Source organism: Acinetobacter sp. ANC 4910 (assembly GCF_004331035.1).
GTDB lineage: Bacteria > Pseudomonadota > Gammaproteobacteria > Pseudomonadales > Moraxellaceae > Acinetobacter.
Window position 1 is genome coordinate 18,204 of sequence record NZ_SJNT01000017.1, and the last position, 26,530, is coordinate 44,733.

The 26,530-nt window shown below is 40.6% G+C and carries 28 protein-coding genes; 7 read left to right on the forward strand and 21 right to left on the reverse strand.

The window, feature by feature from the left end:
- Positions 1-7 precede the first annotated feature (7 nt).
- A complete protein-coding gene (ppx, locus tag E0H82_RS14985; protein ID WP_131265530.1) occupies positions 8-1,528 on the reverse strand; it encodes an exopolyphosphatase in 1,521 nt (506 codons plus the stop codon).
- A 265-nt stretch (positions 1,529-1,793) separates the two neighbouring features.
- Here ppx and trxA point away from each other — a divergent pair, with 265 nt between their 5' ends.
- The 3 genes from trxA (at position 1,794) to E0H82_RS15000 (ending at position 4,377) form a co-directional block, all read left to right on the forward strand.
- Complete coding sequence (gene trxA / locus E0H82_RS14990) at positions 1,794-2,120, forward strand: thioredoxin (RefSeq protein WP_016166116.1); 327 nt, start codon at positions 1,794-1,796, stop codon at positions 2,118-2,120.
- 323 nt (positions 2,121-2,443) lie between these two features.
- Positions 2,444-3,712, forward strand: a complete 1,269-nt coding sequence (gene rho / locus E0H82_RS14995; protein ID WP_116761404.1) for a transcription termination factor Rho — start codon at positions 2,444-2,446, stop codon at positions 3,710-3,712.
- Positions 3,713-4,122: 410 nt separating this feature from the next.
- Positions 4,123-4,377, forward strand: a complete 255-nt coding sequence (locus tag E0H82_RS15000) for a hypothetical protein (RefSeq protein ID WP_131265531.1) — start codon at positions 4,123-4,125, stop codon at positions 4,375-4,377.
- Between the two features lie 132 nt (positions 4,378-4,509).
- Here E0H82_RS15000 and E0H82_RS15005 read toward each other — a convergent pair whose 3' ends face one another.
- The 3 genes from E0H82_RS15005 to pheS all read right to left on the reverse strand — a co-directional run bounded on the left by E0H82_RS15005 (position 4,510) and on the right by pheS (position 8,301).
- Positions 4,510-4,806, reverse strand: a complete 297-nt coding sequence (locus E0H82_RS15005) for an integration host factor subunit alpha (protein ID WP_016166119.1) — start codon at positions 4,804-4,806, stop codon at positions 4,510-4,512.
- Positions 4,803-7,184 carry a phenylalanine--tRNA ligase subunit beta gene (gene pheT / locus E0H82_RS15010; protein ID WP_131265532.1) on the reverse strand — a complete coding sequence of 794 codons (2,382 nt, stop codon included), beginning with the start codon at positions 7,182-7,184 and terminating at the stop codon, positions 4,803-4,805. The genes E0H82_RS15005 and pheT overlap by 4 nt, the downstream gene beginning before the upstream one ends.
- Before the next feature lie 136 nt (positions 7,185-7,320).
- Entirely contained in the window at positions 7,321-8,301 is a 981-nt protein-coding gene (gene pheS, locus E0H82_RS15015) for a phenylalanine--tRNA ligase subunit alpha (protein ID WP_100242091.1), read from the reverse strand.
- Between the two features lie 155 nt (positions 8,302-8,456).
- Here pheS and E0H82_RS15020 point away from each other — a divergent pair, with 155 nt between their 5' ends.
- On the forward strand, positions 8,457-9,479 hold the full coding sequence (locus E0H82_RS15020) for a hypothetical protein (protein ID WP_131265533.1): 1,023 nt from the start codon (positions 8,457-8,459) through the stop codon (positions 9,477-9,479).
- A gap of 120 nt (positions 9,480-9,599) precedes the next feature.
- On the opposite strand, the gene E0H82_RS15025 is transcribed toward E0H82_RS15020, so the two are convergent.
- The 3 genes from E0H82_RS15025 to rpmI all read right to left on the reverse strand — a co-directional run bounded on the left by E0H82_RS15025 (position 9,600) and on the right by rpmI (position 10,530).
- A complete protein-coding gene (locus tag E0H82_RS15025; RefSeq protein WP_131265534.1) occupies positions 9,600-9,812 on the reverse strand; it encodes a hypothetical protein in 213 nt (70 codons plus the stop codon).
- A gap of 152 nt (positions 9,813-9,964) precedes the next feature.
- On the reverse strand, positions 9,965-10,324 hold the full coding sequence (gene rplT / locus E0H82_RS15030) for a 50S ribosomal protein L20 (RefSeq protein ID WP_004675688.1): 360 nt from the start codon (positions 10,322-10,324) through the stop codon (positions 9,965-9,967).
- A gap of 11 nt (positions 10,325-10,335) precedes the next feature.
- Positions 10,336-10,530, reverse strand: coding sequence for a 50S ribosomal protein L35 (gene rpmI / locus E0H82_RS15035; RefSeq protein ID WP_004278281.1), 195 nt, complete (start codon positions 10,528-10,530; stop codon positions 10,336-10,338).
- Between the two features lie 221 nt (positions 10,531-10,751).
- On the opposite strand from rpmI, the gene E0H82_RS15040 reads away from it, so the two are divergent.
- Together E0H82_RS15040 and E0H82_RS15045 are read left to right on the forward strand one after the other, a co-directional pair.
- Entirely contained in the window at positions 10,752-12,005 is a 1,254-nt protein-coding gene (locus tag E0H82_RS15040) for an MFS transporter (RefSeq protein ID WP_131265535.1), read from the forward strand.
- Between the two features lie 105 nt (positions 12,006-12,110).
- Entirely contained in the window at positions 12,111-12,848 is a 738-nt protein-coding gene (locus E0H82_RS15045; RefSeq protein WP_131265536.1) for an energy transducer TonB family protein, read from the forward strand.
- A gap of 55 nt (positions 12,849-12,903) precedes the next feature.
- Here E0H82_RS15045 and E0H82_RS15050 read toward each other — a convergent pair whose 3' ends face one another.
- The 5 genes from E0H82_RS15050 to thrS all read right to left on the reverse strand — a co-directional run bounded on the left by E0H82_RS15050 (position 12,904) and on the right by thrS (position 17,657).
- Complete coding sequence (locus E0H82_RS15050; protein ID WP_131265537.1) at positions 12,904-13,332, reverse strand: YqaA family protein; 429 nt, start codon at positions 13,330-13,332, stop codon at positions 12,904-12,906.
- Between the two features lie 4 nt (positions 13,333-13,336).
- Complete coding sequence (locus tag E0H82_RS15055) at positions 13,337-13,630, reverse strand: hypothetical protein (RefSeq protein WP_131265538.1); 294 nt, start codon at positions 13,628-13,630, stop codon at positions 13,337-13,339.
- A gap of 696 nt (positions 13,631-14,326) precedes the next feature.
- On the reverse strand, positions 14,327-14,944 hold the full coding sequence (locus E0H82_RS15060) for a glutathione S-transferase N-terminal domain-containing protein (RefSeq protein WP_131265539.1): 618 nt from the start codon (positions 14,942-14,944) through the stop codon (positions 14,327-14,329).
- A 233-nt stretch (positions 14,945-15,177) separates the two neighbouring features.
- Positions 15,178-15,729: a translation initiation factor IF-3 gene (infC, locus tag E0H82_RS15065; protein ID WP_131265540.1), complete on the reverse strand. Its 552-nt coding sequence runs from the start codon at positions 15,727-15,729 to the stop codon at positions 15,178-15,180.
- A gap of 5 nt (positions 15,730-15,734) precedes the next feature.
- On the reverse strand, positions 15,735-17,657 hold the full coding sequence (gene thrS / locus E0H82_RS15070) for a threonine--tRNA ligase (protein ID WP_131265541.1): 1,923 nt from the start codon (positions 17,655-17,657) through the stop codon (positions 15,735-15,737).
- 487 nt (positions 17,658-18,144) lie between these two features.
- Between thrS and E0H82_RS15075 the strand changes: the two genes are divergently transcribed.
- Positions 18,145-19,788 carry an acyl-CoA synthetase gene (locus tag E0H82_RS15075; RefSeq protein ID WP_131265542.1) on the forward strand — a complete coding sequence of 548 codons (1,644 nt, stop codon included), beginning with the start codon at positions 18,145-18,147 and terminating at the stop codon, positions 19,786-19,788.
- 78 nt (positions 19,789-19,866) lie between these two features.
- Here the strand turns inward: E0H82_RS15075 and yjgA are convergent, their stop codons facing one another.
- The 9 genes from yjgA to mazG form a co-directional block, all read right to left on the reverse strand.
- The gene (gene yjgA, locus E0H82_RS15080) at positions 19,867-20,400 is read right to left on the reverse strand and encodes a ribosome biogenesis factor YjgA (protein ID WP_131265543.1); all 534 of its coding nucleotides are present in this window, start codon (positions 20,398-20,400) and stop codon (positions 19,867-19,869) included.
- A gap of 2 nt (positions 20,401-20,402) precedes the next feature.
- Entirely contained in the window at positions 20,403-20,672 is a 270-nt protein-coding gene (locus tag E0H82_RS15085) for an HPr family phosphocarrier protein (protein WP_131265544.1), read from the reverse strand.
- On the reverse strand, positions 20,669-21,520 hold the full coding sequence (gene rapZ, locus E0H82_RS15090; RefSeq protein WP_131265545.1) for an RNase adapter RapZ: 852 nt from the start codon (positions 21,518-21,520) through the stop codon (positions 20,669-20,671). The genes E0H82_RS15085 and rapZ overlap by 4 nt, the downstream gene beginning before the upstream one ends.
- Before the next feature lie 21 nt (positions 21,521-21,541).
- A complete protein-coding gene (panC, locus tag E0H82_RS15095; RefSeq protein ID WP_131265546.1) occupies positions 21,542-22,390 on the reverse strand; it encodes a pantoate--beta-alanine ligase in 849 nt (282 codons plus the stop codon).
- A gap of 1 nt (position 22,391) precedes the next feature.
- On the reverse strand, positions 22,392-23,201 hold the full coding sequence (gene panB, locus E0H82_RS15100) for a 3-methyl-2-oxobutanoate hydroxymethyltransferase (RefSeq protein WP_131265547.1): 810 nt from the start codon (positions 23,199-23,201) through the stop codon (positions 22,392-22,394).
- A 43-nt stretch (positions 23,202-23,244) separates the two neighbouring features.
- Positions 23,245-23,733, reverse strand: a complete 489-nt coding sequence (folK, locus tag E0H82_RS15105; RefSeq protein WP_131265548.1) for a 2-amino-4-hydroxy-6-hydroxymethyldihydropteridine diphosphokinase — start codon at positions 23,731-23,733, stop codon at positions 23,245-23,247.
- Positions 23,730-25,178 carry a polynucleotide adenylyltransferase PcnB gene (gene pcnB / locus E0H82_RS15110; RefSeq protein ID WP_131265549.1) on the reverse strand — a complete coding sequence of 483 codons (1,449 nt, stop codon included), beginning with the start codon at positions 25,176-25,178 and terminating at the stop codon, positions 23,730-23,732. The genes folK and pcnB overlap by 4 nt, the downstream gene beginning before the upstream one ends.
- 133 nt (positions 25,179-25,311) lie before the next feature.
- Complete coding sequence (locus E0H82_RS15115; RefSeq protein WP_131265550.1) at positions 25,312-25,716, reverse strand: ComEA family DNA-binding protein; 405 nt, start codon at positions 25,714-25,716, stop codon at positions 25,312-25,314.
- 24 nt (positions 25,717-25,740) lie between these two features.
- Positions 25,741-26,496, reverse strand: a complete 756-nt coding sequence (mazG, locus tag E0H82_RS15120; protein WP_131265551.1) for a nucleoside triphosphate pyrophosphohydrolase — start codon at positions 26,494-26,496, stop codon at positions 25,741-25,743.
- Positions 26,497-26,530: the final 34 nt, after the last annotated feature.

The following is a 26,530-nucleotide window of genomic DNA, read 5'->3' on the forward strand; positions in this document are numbered from 1 at the left end:
AACAGTGTTAATCGATAAATTGTTCCGACTGAATATTCAATTCAATATCCCAATGCTTGAATTGCATTTGTTCATCATGCAAATCTGCAACAAGCAAAGGCCATTGTTTGGCATCGCCAGAAACGCAGAGTTGCCATTGTTGCGCATTGCCAATGGTTAATTCAATGGCAGGAAGCATCGCATCGCTACGACTATGATTCAGTAAAACTGCTAATCGAAGCAATAGACATAGATGCACAAGTTTGCTACCACCAACCCTCATCACGTCAATTTTTGCATCGTTACGTAACTTGCGACGATGATGTGCAACCAAATGTGAAATCTGGTTTTGGTCAATCTGCGAGAAGCCTGCAATGTCCGAATGTTGTAATAAATAAGCCCCATGACGATGATAACCACCATGACTAATCGCTAATCCAATTTCATGTAAATATGCTGCACGACGCAGTAAGTCACTGTCATCACTGGTTAAATTCAGTGGTTTTGCCACCCCGTCAAATAAATGCTGCACAGTTTTAACGACGCGCTCAGCCTGCTTCGGGTCTGCACCATAACGCCCCATTAACGCTTGCACACTACGGTCACGAATATCCTCGTGTTGGAAACGACCAAGCAAGTCATACATGACGCCCTCGCGTAATGCGCCGTCCGAATAAACCAAAACTTCAACTTCTAACAACTCAAATACTGCACACAAAATTGCAATTCCAGCGGGCAAAACTGCTCGACGGTCTTCCTTAAGACCATCAAAATCCATTTCCGAAATATGTTTGTATTTAAGAAGTTTTTCTTTCAGTTTTTCTAGCCCTTCGCGAGTCAGATTTTCCTGCTCGTTACTCCAACCCATATTGACCGCAATTTGGCGACAAGCTTTAATGGTGCCACTCGATCCAACAACAGTATCCCAACCTGCTTCTTTATAGGTATTGGCAATTGCAGATAATTCTTTACGCGCTGCAACCACAGCTTTATCAAAACTTTTTTGATTAATCTCACCATCAGCAAAATATAACTTGGTGAACGCGACACATCCCATTTGTAAAGATTCGGTGTGGATTGGTTCAAACTCTTCACCAATAATCAGTTCGGTTGACCCCCCACCAATATCAATTACCAAACGACGACCACTATTGGCCATGGTATGAGATACACCCAAATAAATCAGACGTGCTTCTTCACGTCCTGCAATAATTTCAATCGGTTTTGGCAATATTTCTGCGGCTTTCTGAATAAATTCATGTCCGTTCTTGGCTTGGCGTAAAGCATTGGTTGCCACAATTCTTAAACGATTTGGCTGCACTGAACTTAAACGTCCAACAAAACGTGCTAAACATGCCAAACCACGTTGTTGTGCTGCTTCAGTTAAGTTTTTATTTTCATCAAGTCCAGCGGCTAACTGAACTTTTTCTGACATTGATGCAACTTTTTTGACTTCACCATGGTCTACACGCGCAATCGCAAGGTGAAAGCTGTTCGATCCCATATCGATGGCAGCAAGTAATTCTTCATCAATCAAAAAATCAGACATTCTTCAAATAAACCTGTACAGAATTGAGCCTAGAGTAATGCACATACATGCAATTTAAAAGCCATTTATCTCTTTTAAAGACTGAGCTTTTTATTTTTAAGCATATATGACAATTGTGTTACACGATTAACATCATCGTGAGCTTCAATTAGACAAATCTACTCTAAAGGTCGAAAATTTGCATCTAACACTACATTGTTAAAGATGGCTATGTAATACTTAGAGTCATTAGCTATCTTTTAATAAAATTTTTGGAGCATATTCCATGTCAGGCAATATCATCAACACTACAGATGCAAACTTTGAAGCAGATGTTTTAAATTCAGATACTCCCGTTCTTGTTGATTTCTGGGCAGGTTGGTGTGCACCATGTAAAGCGATTGCACCTGTATTGGAAGTTCTTGCTAACGAATACGAAGGCAAAGTAAAAATTGTAAAAGTTGACGTGACTTCTTGCGAAGCTACAGCAGTGAATTACAACATTCGCAACATTCCAGCATTATTAATGTTTAAAAATGGCGAAGTCGTTGCTCAACAAGTTGGCGCAGCACCAAAATCTAAATTAACAGCCTTCATTGAAGACCATATCTAATTCAAACTTTGCAATTAGACCAAATGCGTTATGTCCAATAGCGCATTTTTTTCGTCTATAAATTGACAAAGTTAAGAATCTCTCTTATATTTCATGTTCAAGAAAGAAAGGATTTCAACTCCATCTTTTTCTTACAAGACACAACACATAAGATCGCCGTTCGGCAACAGAAATTGTTTCATACATTTTCTCTTCGCAACAATTTATCAGACCACCGCGTTGTTATTGTATTAATACAATGCCGTCATTTTATTGCTGTATGCGACCGAATGTTGCTCCCTTTCCAACCTGTTTCTAGAATTTTTGATTCTATCTGACCACATATGAATTTAACCGAACTCAAGAAAAAACCAATTGGCGAACTCATCAAAATTGCAGAGTTTATGGGCCTAGAAGGAATGGCACGTAACCGTAAGCAAGATATTATCTTTGCCATCTTAAAGCGTCATGCGATGAATGGCGAAGAGATCTTTGGTGATGGCGTTCTCGAAATTCTGTCAGATGGTTTTGGTTTTTTACGCTCTGCAGCAGGCTCTTATCTTGCTGGACCAGATGACATTTATGTTAGCCCTTCGCAAATTCGTCGTTTTAACTTGCGTACGGGTGACACCATCACGGGAACGATTCGCCCACCGAAAGAAGGTGAACGTTATTTTGCCCTCTTAAAAGTGAATCAAATTAACTACGACACACCTGAAAACTCACGCAATAAAATCTTATTCGAAAACTTAACGCCATTATTCCCAACTGAACAGCTGGTCATGGAGTTAGGCAACGGCACTACAGAAGATTTAACTGCACGTGTTGTCGATTTAGTTGCTCCAATTGGTAAAGGTCAACGTTCAATTATTGTTGCCCCACCTAAAGCGGGTAAAACCATGTTGTTGCAAAACATCGCGCAATCGATTGTACGCAATAACCCAGAATGCTTCCTTATCGTTCTTCTGATTGATGAACGCCCTGAAGAAGTGACTGAAATGGAACGAACAGTACGTGGTGAAGTCATTGCGTCTACGTTTGATGAATCACCAGCGCGCCACGTACAGGTTGCTGAAATGGTGATTGAAAAAGCAAAACGTCTGGTTGAACACAAGAAAGATGTCGTAATTCTGCTTGACTCGATTACCCGTTTGGCTCGTGCTTACAACACTGTCGTACCGTCATCTGGCAAGGTATTAACAGGTGGTGTCGATGCCCATGCACTTGAGCGTCCGAAGCGTTTCTTTGGTGCCGCACGTAATATTGAAGAAGGTGGCTCACTGACCATTATCTCGACTGCCCTGATTGAAACTGGCAGTAAGATGGATGAAGTGATCTATGAAGAATTCAAAGGTACAGGTAACCAAGAGATTACACTAGATCGTCGTATTGCTGAAAAACGTGTATTCCCTGCCATGAACATTAAAAAGTCAGGCACACGTCGTGAAGAGCGCTTAATGTCTGAAGATAACCTACGTAAAGTATGGATTCTACGCAAGTTACTTCACACTCAAGATGAATTGGCTGCAATGGAATTTTTATTGGATCGTATGAAAGAAACCAAAACCAATGATGATTTCTTTGATCAAATGAAGCGTAAAGCAACCAATTAATTTGATTAATGAAAAATAAACAGGTCACTTTTATAGTGGCCTTTTTATTTGGTTGACTTTGTTAACATAAATACACATTTTGCCTTGAGCTATGTAACAACAGTTGCAAATATTTGATTGTTAAATGAATGATTTTAAAAACCTCTTTAATTTTATAAACTTAATTAGTATTTCTCCAATATAAAGCACATCTTTAATTGTTATTTTCTGTTAAAAAAAAGCATTTATTTGCTCATTTTTTGGTTTTTTTTCACACAAACTAGTAGTAATTCAAAATGGGCAGTGATAGCATATTCGCAGACCAGTTAAGCTGCTCCTGCATTGTTACTACCTAACAAATTTAGGAAGAATAAAAGCACATAACAGCTGACCTAGGTTTTTTTTAATCTCATATTTTAGAGAGTGATGCCATGTTATTCAAAAAAATCGCTATTGCTGCTGCAGTTGCTACTACTTTAGCTTTCGTTGGCTGTGCTAAAAAAGAAGAAGCTCCTGCTGCTGAAGCTGCTGCTTCTGCTGCGTCTGAAGCTACTGCTGCTGCTTCTGAAGCTTCTGCTGCTGTAGACGCTGCTGCTGTTGAAGCTGCTTCTGCTGCTAACGTTGCTGCTTCTGCTGCTGACGTTGCTGCTTCTGCTGCTGACGCTGCTGCTTCTGCTGCTCACTAATCTTTACGATTACGTAGCAAAAAAAAGAGAGAACTTACGTTCTCTCTTTTTTTTGCCTGAAATTTACTATTTATCTCGAAATATCAATAATTTTAAGAAATTACATCAATCCCAAAATAATAAAAAAGCAGATCAATCGATCTGCTCTTTCCCAACACGCTGTCTAAATTTCTGACCTGCGCGGAATGTAACTACACGGCGGGCAGAAATCGGAATCTCTTCACCCGTTTTAGGATTTCTACCTGGTCGTTGACGCTTATCACGCAACTCGAAGTTTCCGAAACCCGAAAGTTTAACCTGTTCTCCAGAAATAAGCGCTTGGCTTATTTCATCAAAGAACAATTCGACCATTTGTTTTGCTTCACGACGGTTTAAACTCGTGAGCTCACTTAAATGATCAGCCATTTCTGCTTTAGTTAATGCTGTCATGAAGCCCTCAATGTCGCCTGATAAGTGTTTTGCAACACTTCAATAATTGTATCCATACCCGATTTGATTTCAGCATCTTCTAATGTACGTGAAGGATGTTGCCATAACAGTGCAAATGCCAATGAGCGTTTACCTGCTTCAACCCCTTGTCCTGTGTACACATCGAAGAGCCAATTCGAGTTTAACAGCTCCCCACCAGTTTTAGTGATAAGTTGCTGAATTTCACCAATATTAATCTTATCACTAATTAAAAGCGCAATATCACGTCTTACTGATGGAAAACGTGATAATTCTGTAAAATTAGATACATAAGTTTGCAAAACTGCCTTTTGATCAAGTTCAGCCACCCAAGTCGTACCTAAATCCAACTCTGCCTCCAGCGTTGGGTGCAAACGACCTAAATAACCGATTGATTGACCACCTACCATAATCTCTGCTGACTGACCAGGATGCAACCATACTCGCTCTGAACGAGCATATTCCACTTTGATACGCCCTGCCGCCAACAACTCTTCCACTTCACCTTTAAAATCAAAGAAGTCCATTGCTTGTGGTTTGGCATGCCAAGATTCTGCTTGCTTCGCACCTACAGCAATCATGGCTAATGTAGGAATCTGTTTTAAATCATGGATGTTATTTGCATCTTGATAATCAAAACGTAAGCCCAACTCAAAGAAGCGCACACGACTTTGTTGGCGGTTAATATTATATTGCACGCAAGGAATTAAGCTTGAAAGCAAAGTCGAACGCATGACCGCTAAATCACTTGAAATTGGATTGGCCAATGCCAACGGATTAACTGCTGGATTGAGCTGTTTTTCTAGTTTCAAATCCGCAAAGCTGAAACTAATCGCTTCTTGATAACCCAAAGTCACGAGGGTTTGACGAAGCTGAGCCATTTCAAATTGGTCTTGATATTGAGCCAATTGTGCTTCAATTTTTGGCAAGCTGATTTGAATGTTGTCATAACCATGGATACGTGCGACTTCTTCAATCAGATCTTGGTAGATCGCCATATCATAACGGTGTGATGGTGGAACAACAGACCACTGACCTTCCGCTTTAACCGTCACAGCACAACCTAAACGTGTTAGGGCATCAACAATAAATTCGCCTTCTACACGATAACCCAGTAATTGATCGACTTGTGTCTGTTTAAGCTCAATCGCTTCGCGTTTAGGCAAAACTTCAGCTTGTTCTGCAACCGTAATCGGACCAAATTCACCACCAGCAAGCTCAGCAATCAATTGTGATGCACGATGCATTGCAATCATTGGTAATTCAAAGTCTACACCACGTTCATAACGCTGCGACGCATCGGTATGTAAACCAAAACTACGCGCACGCCCCGCAATATGTAAAGGTGCGAAGAATGCAGATTCTAAGAAAATTTCAGTCGTTTCATCGGTGACTGAAGATGATAAACCACCCATGATACCCGCAATCGCCAATGCTTTTTCATCATCCGCAATCACCATCACTTTTTCATTCAGTTCCACAGCTTGTTCATTTAACAACACCAGTTTTTCAGCTGCCGTTGCTTGACGCACATGTACTGCACCCTGAACCTTTCCACCATCAAAAGCATGTAATGGTTGACCCAACTCCATTAATACATAGTTGGTAATATCAACCAAAATACTGTGTTGACGCATACCTGAACGCGCAAGTGCACGCTCCATCCATTCTGGTGTTGGTGCTTTAGTATTTACGTTTTTGATTACGCGACCTAAATAACGCGGGCAACCTTCAGTCGTGACAACAACTTTTTTCTCATCTGCAATTGTCGCAGCTACTTCTTTAATCTCTGGCGCAACCGCAGTCATTTGGTTAATCACCGCAATTTCACGTGCAATACCACGAATACTGAAGCAGTCACCGCGGTTTGGCGTAATGCTGATGTCAATCACATGATCATCTAAATCTAGATATTCACGGATATTCACGCCCACAGGCGCATCTGCTGGGAGTTCTAAAAGACCATCAATTTTGTCTTCTAAATCAATTTCCGAAGCACCACACAACATGCCTTGTGATTCAATACCACGCAACTTGCCTTTTTTAATTTTAAAATCACCTGGTAGCACTGCACCAATCGTCGCTACAGGAGCTTTCATGCCCACACGAACATTCGGTGCACCACATACAATTTGCAAAGGTTCACCTGAACCAATATTTACGGTAGTGACACGTAAACGGTCTGCATCAGGATGTTGTTCTACGGTAAGCACTTCACCAACTACAACACCTGTAAATGGTTTTGCCGCAGGAGATAAATCATCGACTTCCAAACCGAGCATGGTCAGTTGGTCAGATAAAGTTTCGCTATCAATGGCTGGATTCACCCATGTGCGTAACCAATTTTCGCTAATTTTCATAAATTCAATGTCCTTAATCTCCCCTAACCCTCTTTTAAAAGAGGGAAAACACACTACCGTTTTAGGTAGACTAGTCCCCCTTTATAAAGGGGGACTTAGGGGGATTTCAATAAATCTCAAATAACTGTTTAAACTATTAAGCAAATTGGCGTAAAAAACGCACATCGTTTTGATAAAACATACGCAAGTCATTAATGCCATAGCGCAACATTGCAAAACGCTCTACCCCTAAACCAAATGCAAAGCCTTTATATTTTTCAGGATCAATACCCGCTGCTTGCAAGACATTTGGGTGCACCATACCGCAACCCAAAACCTCTAACCATTTGCCACGCTCATCCATAATATCCACTTCTGCACTTGGCTCTGTGAATGGGAAATAAGATGGACGGAAACGAACTTTCAAATCTTTCTCGAAAAATTCGTTCAACAAGTTAACCAACAGACCTTTCAGTTCAGCAAAGCTGGTATTTTCAGCAACGTACAAACCTTCAATTTGGTGGAACATCGGCGAATGCGTTTGATCTGAGTCACAGCGGTATACACGACCAGGGCACACAATACGAATTGGTGGTTGTGAGGTTTCCATAGTCCGGATTTGCACGCCTGAGGTATGTGTACGCAACAAATGATTGGCATCAAAATAGAATGTGTCATGCATTGCACGCGCTGGGTGGTGTCCCGGAATGTTGAGTGCTTCAAAGTTATGATAGTCATCTTCAACTTCTGGACCTGTCGCTACCGTAAAACCTGCTTTGGTAAAGAATTGACAGATACGTTCCTGCACTTGTGTAACTGGATGAATACTTCCAATCGTTTGACCACGCCCTGGCAAAGTAATATCAATCGTTTCACTTGCGAGTTGTTGTTCTAACGCTGCTTTTTGTAATTGCGCTTGACGTTCAGTCAATGCTGCATTAATTGCTTCACGCACAGCATGAATTGCAGCACCCTGAACTTTACGCTCCTCAGGGTCCATTTTACCCAAGGCTTTGGATTGTTCTGCAAGCTGGCTCTTTTTCCCTGTAAATTGCACACGAACCAAATCGAGTGCTGCAAGGTCTTGAGCTGCTGCAATGGCAGCAAGCGCTTCGGTGGTCAGGGCTTCCAGTGACATAGTAACTCTCAAAGCAACAATTTAATAATAAGATAAAACCCGATATTCTATCAGTTTTTAACAAGATTGATGAGTTTCCAATTAAGGAAAATTTGATTAACATCCGAAATTAGAAAAAGTATAAGATAAACCCACTTGCAAAGAGATCAATATCTATGGCCCTCGATCAAATTTGGAAACAACAGCTCACGCTCGTCACCTATGGCAATGAATTCCTCAACAAAGAGCTGAGTTTTAATCGTTGGCAACAACATCCTATTTTTGATCAACATCTCTTTGTATTTCGAGATCTTATCTCGCAGCATTTATTGGCACAACACTTTCAAATTTGGCTGGAAGGACTCAAAAAACAGGGCACAAAACGCCTAAGTTTACACAGTTCAAGTCTGTTAAATGACGAACAGAATCCAAATGCCAACGTCGAACTTCTGCCTTTCGCACATTTTATTGTCAGCCACGAAGCCAATAAAAAAATCGCTTGGATTTTTGGTAAAGAATTGGCGGAATGGTATAACGCAGATAATGATTTTGAAGTCCCAGCTGCACAGCAAAATCCCTTACGTCACGAAACCTTCTGGCGTTTTGAACTCAACTCCAAACTTGCCAAACGCATTGATGCAGATTTACAACCACCAAATTGGGATGATATTCAAAGCTACACACAAACCGAATTATTCAATAACCTCTTAATACAAGGTTTTGTCGAGCCTACACAGGCAAACTTACCTTACTTTGGCTATGTTGCAAAAACAAATAGTGGAAACGAATTAGATCCACAAAAGCTTGCTTTAATACCGACGGATTATCCTGCTGATTTTGCACATAAATCCCTCTACAGACTCGAAGCCTTAAATCATTATATCCAGAATAAATTACAACATCCTCAACATGAAGATGGCTCCCTACTCAGCGCTGATGAACAACTCAACCTACGCCATTTTTCGCAAAAACTCGAAGATCTTCAAGCCAAATTTATTGTGAAAGTTGCCAACCACTATCAAACAGCGCAACTAACTTCGATTGCCATCAATAATCCCTTAGAAGGGGCCCCTGTTACAACCGCAGCTTCTACTCCATCCACTACACATCACCCTCATAAAATTGGTTCTTCTGCCGTATTCAAGCTCATCCTGATTACCGTCATTATTTGTGTTGTGGCTTATTATTTTGGTTTATAAAAACATCAAAGGCCACATCATGTGGCCTTTTTTAAATTCATAATAAATAATTAAATCAATCAATTGAATCAAAAATCTGCTTTTCTAAAAATTTATTAAAGTACAGTAAAACAAATTAGATCAGGAGGTTATCAACAAATTAAAGGGCCGTATTTCAATGTGCACTTGATGCTCATCGGCATGCTGATTGATATAATGCTGCACAGCAACAACTTCCCCTTCTAATTGTGCGTCTGGCCCATACATAATTTTAACCGATTCGCCAATTCTTGGAATCATTTCTAGCTTTACAGTGATCCGCGCCTGATTCACACCCACAATTTCTGCAAGCATCATCCTATTCCTTTTTTATAATGACTTGTTTTTATTAGGCAACTAAGTCCTGTTCATTTAAAGATAAATTATGTAACACCAGCCCTTTCCATAAAAATTATGCAATAAAAAAGACCGCATAAAGCGGTCTTTTTTAAATCATCGAGAGATGATTAAGCAGCTAATGCGCCTTTAGCTTTTTCAGCTAAAGCAGCAAATGCAACTGCGTCATGCATAGCGATGTCAGCAAGTACGCGACGGTCGATGATCACTTGAGCTTTTTTCAAGCCATCGATCATACGGCTGTATGACAAACCATTTAGACGAGCACCAGCATTGATACGCGCAATCCATAGAGCACGGAATTGACGTTTCTTCTGACGACGGTCACGGTAAGCGTATTGACCCGCTTTGATTACTGCTTGGAACGCTACGCGATATACGCGTGAACGAGCGCCGTAGTAACCTTTAGCACGAGCAAGAATTTTTTTATGACGGCGATGAGCCTGTACACCACGTTTTACACGAGCCATTTATAATCTCCTTAGATGTATGGGCACATACGACGAACTGAAGCAACGTCACTCACGTGAACCATTACACAGCCGCGCAATTGACGAATACGCTTAGCAGATTTTTTGGTCAAAATGTGGCGTTTGAACGCTTGTTTACGCTTGAAACCGTTAGCAGTCGCTTTAAAGCGTTTAGCTGCACCACGGCGAGTTTTCATCTTAGGCATAACAACCTCTTTTGAACACCTGTTCGGAACGTTTGCACCATTGCAAGACGACCTGCAGGTAAGGGAGCCAGTATTCTAATCGAACTTTGTCTAAAACAAAAGCAAATAATGAGTAAAAAAAGGAAGCTTAGTCTATTTCCTGATAAGCTTTAAGCGATGATTTTATAACCTAGACTTAACCCAAGCCGTATAATGCCTCATCCTTTCAATACTGTATCACCATGAACGCTACGCAGGATGCTTTTGCCGCACTCCGATACCGAGACTTTTCTATAGTTACACTCAATCAATTTTGTCTTACTCTTGCGATTCTTATTCAAGAAATTATTGTGGCATATTCGCTGTATAAGATTACTAAAGATCCGCTCACACTCGGTTTAATTGGGCTTGCCGAAGCGATTCCATTTATTGCCCTTTCACTTTGGGGCGGTTATTTTGCCGATCGCTTTAATAAACAAAGCATTATGAAAATTTGCCTATGCTTTGCAGTACCACTTCCACTGCTGTTATGGGGTTTATTTCATGCATTTGGATTAGGGCATCTTGGCGTAACAGGCTTATCCTGGGGCATTTATGCCGTGATTTTTGCTTTAGGTACGATTCGTGGATTTTACAATCCTTCAGCCACCTCGTTAAAACCATTTTTAATTCCACGTGAGCTATATGCCAATGGGGCCACATGGACCACGATTGGCTGGCAAAGTGGCGTTATCTTAGGTCCAATGTTGGGTGGGTTTATGCTGGCATTTCTGGGACGAGAAACCAGTTTACTCAGTGTTGCCGTATTGCTAAGCATCTGCTTTATTCTGATTAACTTATTACAGAAACGCAGCTTCCCAAGTATTGAAACTGAAAACTTATGGGCAAGCTTAGGCGATGGATTTCGTTTTATTTGCGACACCAAAATTGTTTTATGGGCGATTTCACTCGATTTGGTTTCTGTTTTATTTGGTGGTGTCATTGCCCTCCTTCCCATTTTTGCCGAAGACATCTTAAAAACAGGTCCTGAAGGTTTAGGCTACTTACGTGCTGCACCCTCTATCGGTGCACTCATCACCATGATTGCCCTCACCAGATTTCCACCTACACGCAATGCTTGGCGCAACATGTTACTCGCTGTGGCTGGATTTGGGTTTTTCACCTTGGTCTTTGCTTTTTCCAGTCATGTCTGGCTGTCATTATTAGCATTGGCTATGACAGGTGCATGTGACAGTATTTCGGTGGTGGTGCGCCAAACCATCTTACAAATTTATCCCCCTGAAAATATGCGTGGGCGTGTTGCCGCAGTAAACGGTATGTTTGTATCTAGTAGTAATGAATTAGGTGCTTTTGAATCTGGGCTTGCAGCCAAATATATGGGCACCATTATGGCAACGGTCTTTGGTGGCTGTATGACCATGCTTGTAGTCGGACTGAGTTGGTTAAAAACTTCCGATTTATTTGGGGTCGATATTACTCAAGGAAAAGACCAATAAAACATGAATTTAGACTTGCCAGTATTTTCAATTCAGGAAATACTGGGCGACAATTTAGCCACCATTATGCATGAGCATTCTTGAACGAATGTCATCTCTGATCTTATGAAACAACTGATTTGTTTTTCCTTAATTCTTAGTTTTCCTTTTGTACATAGCCACAGTGCGGAAAAAGCCAGCACCTCACAATTGGCGGTACAAAAAAGCACTGCACTGCCCGCCCATTTAACCACACGTATTCAATGGACGACCTTCCCTCAGCCGCAATATAACCATGACGATTTAAAAGGACAGAATCGTGCGGCAATCTTGCGTATTTATGCTGATGAAACAGGAAAAATCACTCAAGCCAGTGTTCAAGAAAGTACAGGCTTAAAAAACTTAGATGAAGTTTTACTTCAAGCTGTACGTCAAGCTCATGTTCAGCCTTATAAAGTCGAAGATACTACGCTTCCTATTATTGGCTATCAAACCTTTAGTTTAAATCTGGAACAAGACCCATCTGAGTGTAATTATAGCTTTAATTCTAAGAACTGGATGGCACAGCAACAGCAACAAAAAGTTAAATTTTCTTATAAGACCCAACCCCAACTTGAACTCAATCGTGATGATTTAAATCAACATGATCGTAAGATCAAGTTTAACTTTAAAGTGGACAAACACGGCGCGGTCAAAAAAGTAAAAATAAATCAAGGCTCTGGCATTTATGCACTCGACCAAAATATTGTACAAGCCATTTCCAAGAGCCAAATTACAGTAAAGCGTACCGCAAGCACCTTATGGCTTTATAAAAAATCTAGCTTTAAAGATGAAATTCAATTCAAACTCAACCAATGCTCATAAGAATATTATAGGGAGGAATTTTTCCTCCCTATCCTTCACTACATAACCTTTCGAATTAGAACCATCCCAGAAAAACAAGATAAAGCACGAGATAACGTCCAGTTTTCGCTAGGCACACCATCAACAAAAAACGCAGAAAATTTTCTTTGAGCAAACCTGCAATCAAGGTAATGGGATCTCCAATAATAGGTACCCAACTCCACAATAATGACCAAAAACCATATTTTTGATAAATTCGTTGTGCTTGCCGCATTTTCTGTTCCGAAACAGGAAACCATTTTTTATGCTTATAGTGCTCAATCTTAAAGCCTAAATACCAATTGACGCATGAGCCTAAAATATTGCCAATACTGGCTACAGCAATGAGTAATCCTGCTGAATAATTGCCATTTACCAGAAACCCCAACAACACCGCTTCAGATTGCAAAGGCAGTAAAGTTGCTGCACCAAAAGCTGAAAGGAATAAAAGCCCTAAACTCCACATGAGGTTATGAAGACAAACCTAGCTTCTTCTTTGTCCAAAAATATTCATAACCCGACCAAATAAACGAGAACACCAATAATAAACTACGCGCCACAGTGTATTTATCTGCAATCGGCTCAATAGCAGCTCGCAATACTGCTTGGTCCTTAGTATTGAGCAACTCAACAATTTTTTGAACATGTACTGCTTCTGCGACGAATAACATACAACATCCTACAATTCCCACAATGATACTGATATAAATTCTAGGATTTGCTTCAATAATTCGAGTTAAATTTAAAAAAAATGCTTTCATCACAACCTACTGATTTCCAAGTTTGAAAATCACAAAAAATGCTGGGTAAGTCGTAGATATTAACATACTGATGCTCTCTGCCTAAGAAAGGATATCTCCCATCAACAGCACAATTACAAAGTCGATAAATAGCGCGCAGATGAATAAGGCAGTCAGCAAAAAATGAAATTAAAATACCCAGAAGCATCTGGAAACGTTTTCAAAATTCAATCTTTTTATCCTAAAAAACAGATCATAGGGGCAACCTTAATTGCTGCAACTGTACTTAAAAATCGGTAGCCGCCTGTTCTTTATTCCCTCTCAAGAGCTTCAAAAGCTGTAAAAATACTTTTGGATAGATTTCAGCCTGATAGGATCATTTTCATCAAAAATTCATTTATGTCACGTATTAAACCCCATTTAAGACAATAAATATCAACAACTTGAAGAATTACGAAAGATTCAGAATACGTTTACATATAGTTTCGGGAATATAAATTTCAATACGCAACAAATGAAGAACTTAATGAATGGCTATCTCGTCGAAACCACACATCCTCGTGAACTATTTCATAACTGGCTCATCAATCTACATAAGGGTTTACCCTATCGCTCAAAAGAGGTCCTAGAAGAGCAATGTAAATCGAAAAAATATAAGTAAGCCAGTCAGAAATATCGTTTTTATGGCGGTAGATCGCCTTTATCTCACGACCAGAGACTTTAAACTTTAATTGCCAAAGCCTTTTGCACAGCTGGACGTGCTGTCAAACGCTCAACATATTCTTCCACATAAGGATAATCTTCTAACTGAATCTGCTGCCACTCATAACGTAGAATCCACGGTAAAATCGCCATATCGGCAATTGAATATTCCCCAGCAACATATTTCTGACCAATTAGTTGTTTATTGAGCACACCATATAAACGCTTGGTTTCATTCACATAACGCTCGGTCGCATACGGAATTCGTTCGGGTGCAAAACGACTAAAATGATGATTTTGCCCTAACATTGGCCCTAAACCACCCATTTGCCACATTAACCACTGCTCTACTTCAACGCGTTCTTGTTCATCCGTTGGATAATACAATCCAGTTTTACGACCCAAGTATTGCAAAATTGCCCCAGATTCAAATACCGATATAGATTCACCCTTCGGTCCATTTTGATCGACGATGGCAGGAATTTTATTGTTTGGAGAGATACGTAAAAAATCAGGTTGAAATTGATCATTTTCTAAAATATTGACTGGAAAAATTTGATATTCCAAACCCATTTCTTCTAAAGCAATCGTAATTTTATGACCGTTGGGTGTACCCCAATAATACAAATCGATCATTCTTATGTCCTTTGTTTATTCACTTCTTTGGGATACACGATAGCATAATTAAACATGATTATTTTGATGTAATTTTATAAACGCTTTAGCACTTATTCGAATATAAATTCTCTAAACATATACATTTCAAATCACCTTATACACTCCCCCTAAAATATCGACTACAAACAAATTTATCTTCAAGCAATAAAAAAGCACTGCATAGGCAGTGCTTTTTTAAGATCAATGGATCATTACTTTTTCTTTTTAGGACCAAGTAACATACCCATTTGACGACCTTCCATCTTTGGTGCTTGCTCTACAATACCAAATTCAGCCACATCTGCTTCAATTTTCTGTAATTGAGCCAAACCTAACTGTTGGTGAGCCATTTCACGACCACGGAAGCGTAATGTGATTTTTACCTTATTGCCTTCTTCAAGGAACTTGATAATTGCACGTAATTTTACGTTGTAATCACCAACATCAGTACCAGGGCGGAGTTTGATTTCTTTCACCTGTACTTGATGCTGTTTTTTCTTCGCTTCTTTCTGCTTTTGCTTCAGATCAAACAAATGCTTGTTGAAGTCCATGATTTTACAAACAGGTGGCTCTGCGTTTGCTACGATCTCAACTAGATCAAGCTCAACACTTTCAGCAGCGCGTAATGCATCTGCCAAGCTTACAATACCTTTTTGCTCACCATTTTCGTCTACAAGACGAACTTCTTTCGCACGAATTTCATCATTCAAAGCAGGACGGTTTGATTTGTTACCGCCCTGTTGATTACGGTCAGGCTGTTTAATCGCTGTTACTCCACAATGTACCGGCCGCGTTCGGCAACGGCTGCTTTTACTAAGTCAACGAAAGCATCGATTGACATAGTACCCAAATTTTTTCCAGAGCGGGTACGGACGTTTACAGTACCTTCCTCTACTTCACGGTCTCCAAGAACCAATAAGTAAGGAATACGCTCTAATGTACGTTCACGAATCTTAAAGCCGATTTTCTCATTTCTCAAGTCTGAAATCGCACGGAGACCGTTTTCTTTAAGTTTCGCAACGACAGACTCACAAGCTTCTGCTTGCGAATCGGTAATGTTCATCACACATGCTTGGATTGGTGTTAACCAAGGTGGCATAAAGCCCGCATAGTGTTCAATAAGTATACCAATAAAACGTTCAAAACTACCAAGAATTGCACGATGCAACATTACAGGTTGATCACGATCATTATCTTCAGTGACATATGACGCATCTAAACGTTCTGGCAAATTGAAGTCACATTGGATTGTACCACATTGCCATACTCGACCTAAGCAGTCTTTCAACGAGAATTCAATTTTCGGACCGTAGAATGCCCCTTCACCCGGTTGAAGTTCCCACTCCAAACCAGCAGCATCTAAAGCATCTGCTAAAGATTTTTCTGCCATATCCCAAAGTGCATCATCACCCACACGTTTTTCTGGACGTGTAGACAACTTCATTTGTACTTCTTCGAAACCGAAGTCTTTATATACATCTAAAGTCAGTTTAATGAAGTCAGCTACTTCTTGACCAATTTGCTCTTTGGTACAGAAAATGTGTGCATCATCTTGAGTAAAGCCACGAACACGCATAATGCCGTGCAATGAACCTGATGGTTCGTTACGGTGACACGAACCGAACTCAGCCAAACGAATTGGCAAATCACGGTATGATTTTAAACCTTGGTTGAACACTTGTACGTGACAAGGACAGTTCATCGGTTTAATTGCATAGTTACGGCTTTCTGAATGCGTCGTGAACATACCATCTGCATAGTTTGCAGCATGGCCTGATTTTTCCCAAAGCGTGAAATCAACCACTTGTGGGGTACGAATTTCGAGGTAACCATTGTCTTGCTGAACTTTACGCATGTATTGTTCAAGTACTTGATAAATGGTCCAACCGTTTGGATGCCAGAACACCATACCCGGTGCTTCTTCTTGCATATGGAACAGGTCTAAAGCTTTACCAATTTTACGATGGTCACGCTTTTCAGCTTCTTCAATACGCTTGATATAAGCCGCAAGCTGCTTCTTATCTGCCCATGCTGTACCATAAATACGTTGTAACTGTTCATTCTTCGCATCCCCACGCCAGTAAGCGCCTGACATTTTAGTCAGCTTGAATGCTTTTAAAAATTTAGTATTTGGTACGTGTGGACCGCGACACATGTCCAAATAGTCTTGATGGTAGTACAAGCCCATTTGAGTTTCATTTGGCATGTCTGCAATCAAGCGTAATTTATAATCTTCACCACGCGCTGTGAATTCTGCAATCACTTCTTCACGTGGGGTCATTTTTTTAATGACATCATAATCTTGATCAATGAGCTTTTTCATTCGCTCTTCGATGGCTGCCATGTCTTCTGGCGTAAATGGCTTTGCACTGAAAATATCGTAATAGAAGCCATCTTCAATGACTGGACCAATCACCATTTTCGCTTCAGGGAACAATTGCTTAACCGCATGTCCCACCAAGTGAGCGCAAGAGTGACGAATAATTTCGACACCTTCTTCGTCTTTAGGCGTAATAATTTGAAGGCTTGCATCCGTGGTAATTAGGTCAGATGCATCGACTAAGCGACCATCGACTTTTCCTGCAACTGTATTTTTAGCAAGACCCGGACCGATGCTCAGTGCAACGTCCATCACAGATACGGCTTGATCAAATTGTTTTTGATCGCCATTTGGCAAAGTGATAATTGGCATAAAAAAATCCTTAAGGAGTGATGCCCCGTACCATGGAGCATGTCACCGCGAGATTATGATCGAGGTAAAACCTCAAAAGATAAAAACGGTGGATAAAAACTGCTAAGAATTTTACACGGGTTCAGGGTTGGATAAAACCTTTTAACTCGATAAATCTTATCCCAATCAAAAAATTATCCTTTTTTATGCATTTGAACCTTTTAGAATGATTTTTAATCTTGATGTCATGCATATATTTTTATCCGCTAGAGTTTTCTGCATTGACAAATGAGATTAAAAAATAAACATACATTCTACTTTTTCATATATATTTGAATTTAATCACATTTATGAATTTGTATTCATTCAATAGCAATTTTTAATTATTTTTACATAAAATTCATTGCCTTATAAAAAGCAACCCCTCGACTAAAGCATAAATGCAAGTCCAACTTGAAATGCTTATCTTTAAAGCATCAATGATAATAAATATACATGGAGTTGTTACATGGTTGCTGCCTACGATGAACTACCACGCACCCCTGCAAATTTTGTTGCACTATCCCCACTGCGTTATTTGGAACGCGCCGCTTATATTTACCCGCATCAAGATGCAATTATTCATGGCAAGCGACATATCAGTTGGCGAGAAACCTATAATCGTTGTCGTCAGTTTGCACATCAATTGCAAAAATTAGGCATTGGTAAAAACGATACAGTTTCAGTGCTGTTACCCAATATTCCAGCCATGCTTGAAGCCCACTTCGCAGTGCCAATGACTGGTGCGGTATTAAATACCCTGAATACACGCTTAGATGCCAAAACCATTGCATTTATGCTAGAGCATGCTGAAACAAAAGTACTTTTAGTTGACCCTGAATTCGCACCACTTGCTAAAGAAGCTTTAAGCTTGGTTTCCCATTCAATTTATGTGATTGATGTCGATGATGAAGAATACGAACAATGCTTTTCTACCCCCATTGGGCAAATTGAATATGAAGACTGGCTAGTAGAAGGCGATGCCGAGTTTGAATGGCATTTACCCAGTGATGAATGGGATGCCATTAGCCTAAATTATACTTCGGGTACGACGGGCAATCCTAAAGGCGTGGTTTATCACCATCGTGGGGCATACATTAATGCAGCCAGTAATATCATTGCTTGTGGTATGACACCACGCGCAACCTACCTATGGACCCTACCGCTGTTCCATTGCAATGGTTGGTGTTTTGCCTGGACCATGGCTGCCAATGGCGGCACTAACATTTGCTTACGTAAAGTTGACCCTGAATTGATCTTTAGCTTAATTGCAGTGCATAAAGTGGATTATTTCTGTGGCGCACCCATTGTGCTATCGATGTTAATTAACACTCCAGAACAGAAACAAATTAAATTTGAACATCGCGTCGAAGTCATGGTTGCAGGTGCAGCTCCACCTGCTGCCATTATTGAAGGTATGTGCAATATTGGCATTAATGTCACACACGTCTATGGTCTCACGGAAACTTATGGGCCTTCTGCCCTTTGTGCATCTCAAGCAGGTTGGTCGGACTTGTCTATTCAAGAACAAGCTCAACTGCATTCGCGTCAAGGCGTTCCCTACCCACTGCAAGATGGCATGAAAGTTCTTGACCCAGAAACCTTGGAACCCGTTCCCAAAGATGGAACAACCATGGGCGAAATTATGTTCCGTGGCAACATTGTCATGAAAGGTTATCTGAAAAATCCTGAAGCAACCACAGAAGCCTTTAAGGGGGGGTGGTTCCATACGGGTGATTTGGCCGTTTGCCAACCTGATGGTTATGCCAAAATTACTGATCGCTCCAAAGATGTGATTATTTCAGGTGGAGAAAATATTTCCTCAATAGAAGTAGAAGAAGTCTTATATCGACATCCCGCTATTTTAACGGCTGCGGTGGTGGCTAAACCAGATTCGCGCTGGCAAGAAGTGCCATGTGCCTTTATCGAGCTCAAAGCCGGTAAGGAAACCACACCAGAGGAAATCATTGAGTTCTGCAAACAACATCTAGCACGTTTTAAAGTACCGAAAGATGTGGTGATTACAGAAATTCCAAAAACTTCGACAGGCAAGTTACAAAAATTTGTCCTACGCGACTGGGCCAAAGAGCGTGCAACGGGCGAGTTTAGTTAAGCACCCAGCAAACCACAGAGACAAATGTCTTCACATAAAAAAGCGACCTTAACGGTCGCTTTTTTATATCTAAATAACTTAATTATCTGAAATTAAAGCCACTTGCTGAACGTAGTTAAACAACTTCAAACGCGAAGCTTTAAGTTGCTCTTCATCAAGCTGCTGTTTCATATCACGGTGGATACGTAATACGTGCTGACGAATGGTATGACGTTCTGCGGCATTATACGTTTTTGAAAACTCATTAATGACCACATCACCATCTTTGATCATACGATCGACCCAACGCTGCAATTGAGCGGTTTTTTTCGCGCCTTGTTGTGGCGTCAAATAAGACAAAATCACTGTTTCATCTTCATTACGCAACAACTTACCAATGCGTAAAAATTGGCGACGACGAGCTTCATTTGATGTAATCAGTTTCACATCCAAAAGTGCTTCAATCAAACGCTCTTCAACAGGTAAATTTTGAATTTGTTTAGTGTTCAACTCTGCAAGTTGAGAACCCAAAGACGCCATACGTTGTACGGCTTTTTTCTGTTCAGTTTTACTTGCACGTCCCTCTAAAGATTCAAAGTCTTCGTCAGTAAAACGGTTCGGTCGACGTGCCACGATTAATCTGCCTCGTAAAATTTTGCTGCAAATAGTGCTTGAACTTCAGATAGGGCTTTGTCCTCATCTGCGCCTTCAATCACTAAACGTAAAGTGGTGCCTTTACCTGCGCCAAGCATCAGTAAAGACATAATGTTTTTCGCATCGACTAATTTATCACCTTTTCCAATCTGAATAGATGATTTGAATTTGGTGGTTACTTCAATGAGTTTGCCAGATGCACGCGCATGTAACCCTAGTTTATTAATTACGTCAACAGTTGTGTCAATCATGACCAATGCTTCATTTCTCGATGTAGGACCTGAATAGACCAATTCGCTTCAAGCGCTTTTTTGAGTCTATCCACAATATAAACAGAACGATGCTGTCCACCTGTACAGCCAATAGAGACCGTCATATAGTGACGATGTCCCTCGGCAAATGCAGGTAACCACTTGTCCAAAAAATGATAAATGTCTTTAAACATTTCATTGGACTGCGGGCTTTGTTCCAAAAATTTTTGTACTGGCACATCTAAACCAGAATATTTCCGCAACTCCAAATCCCAATGCGGATTCGGTAAATGACGCACATCAAAGACATAGTCAGCATCTAAAGGAATGCCATGTTTATAGCCAAATGACTGCAAAATTACAATTAAGTTATCGGACTGTCCAAGTTTAGACAATAAAGTATGCTTCAAATCATGCACACTTTTATCAGTTGTATCAATATGTACTGTAGAGCGTAATTGTATCGGAAGTAATAATGTTTTTTCTTCCTGAATACACTCATTCAAACTTTTAAAACGATTCGACAAGGGATGCGGGCGACGTGAAGCACTAAATCGTGCGATCAACTCCTGATCCCGCGTGGTCAAATAAATAATATCGACCGCCCCATGTCTTAATAATTGTTCAAAAACATGATCAAACTCCTGCAAATCTGCACGAGTACTCCGAACATCCACCCCTAAGGCCAATTGTTCAAGATTATTTTCACGATCCAGTTTCGATACAATCTCTGGCAGCAATGCCAAAGGCAAATTATCAATGCAGTAATAACCTAAATCTTCCAGTACCTGCAATGCAGATGACTTACCTGAACCAGATTGTCCTGTCACAATCAAAATGCGCTTCATGGCAAAGCTATTCCTTGGCTTTTATGATGCAGTATGCTTAACCTGCAAATTATCGATGAGTCGGGTTGTGCCCAATTTTGCCGCAACAAACAAAACAAGATCCTGATTAAATTGATCAATACCTTGTAATTGTGGTGTACGCGCTTCTACATAGTCCACAACTAGACCTGCTTCTGTCAACGAAGTTTTAATATTCGCTAACACTTCTGTTAAATCAGTACCTTGCTGCAATTCTGCTGCTGCATGTTTCAAATTTTGAAAAATGCTTGGCGCAATTTTACGCTGCTCTTCAGTTAAATAACCATTACGCGAACTTAAAGCCAAACCATCTTCTGCACGTGCAATTGGTACACCAATTACTTCCAATGGAATATTTAAATCACGCACCAATTGACGAATCACCGCCAACTGTTGAAAGTCTTTCTGACCAAAAAAAGCATAATTCGGCTGTACGATATTAAACAGCTTAGTCACAACGACTGCCACGCCATCAAAATGCCCTGGGCGCTGTTGACCGCATAAATCATTGGTAATTTCAGAAACACTGATATTGGTTAAACGCGGCTGTTTGCCATACATTTGCTCGACTGATGGTGCAAAAATAATATCGCAACCAACATCTGCCAATAGCTGACTATCTTGATCTAAAGTACGCGGGTAATTATCAAAATCTTCATTCGGTCCAAATTGAATCGGATTCACAAAGATACTGACTACAACAACATCACAAAGTTTGCGTGCTTCACGTACAAGGTTCAAATGTCCTTGATGTAAATTCCCCATGGTCGGAACAAAGCCGATAATTTTTCGCGCAGTACGAGCAGGTTGCAGTGATGCTGCCAAGCCTTGTATCGTCGTTTCAGTTTTCATATTACAGCTCGACTTGAAAAGTATGTTCTTTTGCTGGGAATGATTGATCGAGCACAGCGGCATGATATGCCTTAAATGCATCTAAAATTGCAGTTTCCCCGGCTTGCTCTTTCATAAAATTACGCACGAATTTGGCTACGCGTCCAAACGTCAAACCGAGCATATCTTGTACAACTAAAACTTGTCCATCTGTTTCAACGCCTGCACCAATACCAATCACAGGAATATGCGGAAAACGAGCTGTCACTTCTTGACCCAACTGTGCAGGCACACATTCGAGTAACAATACCGCAGCACCTGCATCAACCACAGCTTGGCAATCTGCAAGCAATTTATCTGCAGCTTCGCGTGAACGTGCTTGAAGTTTATAGCCACCTAAAACATGGACAGATTGTGGGGTTAAACCCAAATGTACGCAGACTGGAATACCATTTCGGGTTAATACTTCCACCGTTTCACTTAACCAAGCACCGCCTTCAATTTTGACCATCTGCGCGCCCGCTTGCATCACGGTTTTCGCATTCACCAATGCATCATTTAATGTTGCATAAGACATAAACGGTAAGTCGGTCATAATCAACGCATGTTGATTACCGCGGCGCACAGCCGCAGTATGATAAGCCATGTCTTCAACCGTTACAGGTAAAGTTGAATCACGACCTTGAATCGCCATTCCTAAAGAGTCACCAATTAAAATCGTATCGACTTCTGCAAGCTCCATCGCTTTTGCCATGCTCGCATCGTAGCAAGTTAAGCATGAAAACTTACGTCCATCTTGTTTAAATTGTCTTAAGTCACTCAGACTAATCATGAGATGTTCCTCTCTAGAAGTTCCTAGAACATACCTTTGGTAATTAAATATTGACCCAATTTTGATCAGCTACTTCAGTTAATGTCGTGTGCTGTAATAAATCAAGGCTATCTAATCGGTGTCCCTGAATGTGTAAATTTGGGTCTAAGTCCAATAATGGAATAACCACAAAATCACGTTCTAAAATTCCAACATGTGGGACGGTCAAACGTTCATGCTGAATCTGTTCATCGCCATACAGCAACAAATCTAGATCTAAAGTACGTTCTCCCCAACGACGCAGACGAACCCGCCCTGCATCCTGCTCAAATTGCTGTAATTGATCCAACAATGTCAAAGCAGCCAAGTCAGTTTCCACACGAGCCACCGCATTAAAATAATGTGGTTGATCTTGAGGCCCCATGGGTGGACTTTGATACAACTTAGATACGCTTACAGCACCCAATGTTGCTAACTTCTGAATGGCTTCGGTCAAAATTTGGCGCGAATCACCCAAATTACTGCCCAAGCCGATATAGCTCACAATCTTCATTGGGTTGGCCCAAAAACGACTTGGTTTAAATCACGTTTTACCCGTTTTCTCTTTAAAATAGGATGATCGTGATTCAATTCAGATGTGTTATGAGTTGCCGCTCGAGAAGCGGTTTCTGTGGTTTTGGCTTTTCGGCTACGACGACTACGTGATTCAGATTCTTGCACCAAAGGTTCAATATCAACTGAAATCTTGGTTTCCGCTGGTTCTTCTTGTGCAGCCTTACGACGTGTTTTGGCACGTTGACGGTTATATTGACCGATCGCACGCTCTTTTTCATCCGTAGACATCAGCTGATAAGCATCCCACCAACTGCCCATAGATTGCGTGGTATTGTCGCCTGCCTTTTCACGTAACAGTAAAAAGTCAAAGCCTGCACGGAAGCGCGCATGGTTAGACAATGCTTCAATTTGTTGAGGTTTCGGGTTCAACAATCGGGTTTGCATTTCCCATACTTCACGAATAAAGGTTTCGGCAAAACGCGGAATCACAGTGCGTGTTGCTTGACGCTTTAATACATCCAGTCCTGCTTGAGCACGTGCTTCTGCAGCCACTACACCTTTTTTCAAATAAAAATCACAACGCTCTAAAAAAGGTTTCCATAACAACACTGCATAGAAAAATGCAGGATTAATGGTTTTACCAATTTGAATTCGCTGATCGGTATTTTTCGCAGCACGCTCAATAAATGGTGTGATTTCAGGGCGAATCTCTGCAAAAAGTTGATGCCAAATGCCAAAATCAATCAACATTGGGAGCACTTGGTACAAATGCCCCATGGTAAATAATTTTTGTGATTCATCATAAAGACGATGCGGTGAAACATCACGCAAAAGCTGTGTACGCTCAGGTGTAAAAATTTCTAAAATTTTTGGATCAATACTAAATTTTAATTTGGCAGAAAAACGCAACGCACGCAGCATTCGCACTGGGTCTTCCTCAAAACGTAATTGAGGATCGCCAAGTAAGCGTAAAGTACGACTTTGAACATCTTCTACGGCATTACAAAAGTCGAGCACAATCGCTTTACGGGGTTGATAATAAAGTGCATTGATAGAAAAATCACGACGAGAAAAGTCTTGCTCTATCGAGCCCCAATTATTATCACGCAGAATCATGCCCGCAGCTGAAGTCACTGCTTTTTTTGGTGGTGCTCGGAACGTCGCCACTTCAATCAGTTCACGCCCAGAATAGACATGAGCCAACTCAAAACGGCGTCCGATAATACGGCAACGACGGCCGAACACTTCTTTAATTTGTGAGGGTGTGGCATTGGTCACGGCATCATAATCCTTCGGATTAAGGCCCAACATTAAATCGCGAACACCGCCCCCTACGATATAAGCCTCGTAGCCCGCTTTGGTTAGGGCATCAATTACATCAAGAATTGAAGCAGGGAGTTGAGCGGTGGATAAACCACATTTTGACGCGCGCAAAGTTTGCAAAAGACGCTGTCTCCTACGCCTGAACGTAAAATATCTAAGATGGTGCTAATCATATCTCTAACACAATCAAAGGGCAATTTGATTATCTCAACGCATGACCGAATATTGCATATCAATCCTGCAAAACCCAAGTCTAGAGTGCTAAGCGGTCTTTATTTTTTTGCAAGAGCTTAGGTCCAATACCTTTAATCTGCTGTAACTCATCCACAGTTTTGAACTTTCCATGCTGTTGCCGATACTGCAAAATCGCTGCTGCTTTTTTCTCACCAATACCAGAAAGCTGCTGCAATTGTTCTGATGTCGCACTATTCAAGCGTATTTTATTGCCCGATGCCGTATTTAAACTGGGTTTTGATAAATAATAGTTTGCATCGGTACGTGATGAACCCAACCGAGCATCTTGGGCTTGTTGTTGTGCTTTCCAATTCAAGTACTGTTGATCAAAGTTTTGTGCATTTACACGATCTAGTCCAAAAATCAGGAACGTGAAAAGTGTCAATATTCGTAATAATCGAATAGCGTTAAAATTCAGCTGCATAAGATGCCTGTATTTATTATAAAGTCATATGTTTTTCGCCTGCTCCCACAATTGGTCCATTTCTATCAAAGATAATTGCTCTACAGTTTTGTTTTGCAATTGGGCTTGATTTTCAATGTAAGCAAAGCGTGTTCTAAATTTATCAATCGTTCCTAACAGGGCGATTTCATTATTGACGCCTAGTTTACGTCCAACATTGACCAAAGAGAATAAACAATCTCCCAATTCAGCTTGTATTTCGTCTGAGTTTTGTTGCTTGATTGCCTGCTGTAATTCATTTAATTCTTCTTCTAATTTGGCATAAGCATCTGCTACATTGGCAAAATCAAAGCCGATTTGTGCCGCATTTTTTTGGATCTGCTCTGCTTGTTGTAAAGTTGGACCATGCTTAATTTGATCTAAACGAGATTGTGGTTTGCCTTGTTTTTCTTGCTGTTTAATTTGCTTCCATAGCAAAGACACCTGTTCTGCATCAAGCTGATTAAATTGTTCCGCCTGAAACACATGTGGATGACGGCGAATCAATTTTTCAGTAATTGCATGCACCACATCCTGAAAATCAAAAGCACCTTGTTCACTGTACATTTGGGATTGAAACACCACTTGCAGCAACAAATCACCCAGTTCTTCTTTAATATGTTGAATATCACCAGAACGAATTGCAGCCTCAACTTCATAAGCTTCTTCAATCGCATAAGGCGTTAAACTATTGGGCGTTTGCTTTTGATCCCACGGACATTTTTCACGTAATTCTTGCATGACCGCCAATAGTTGTTCCATTGCTTACTCTCTCTTCAATCTTTCTTATGAACCA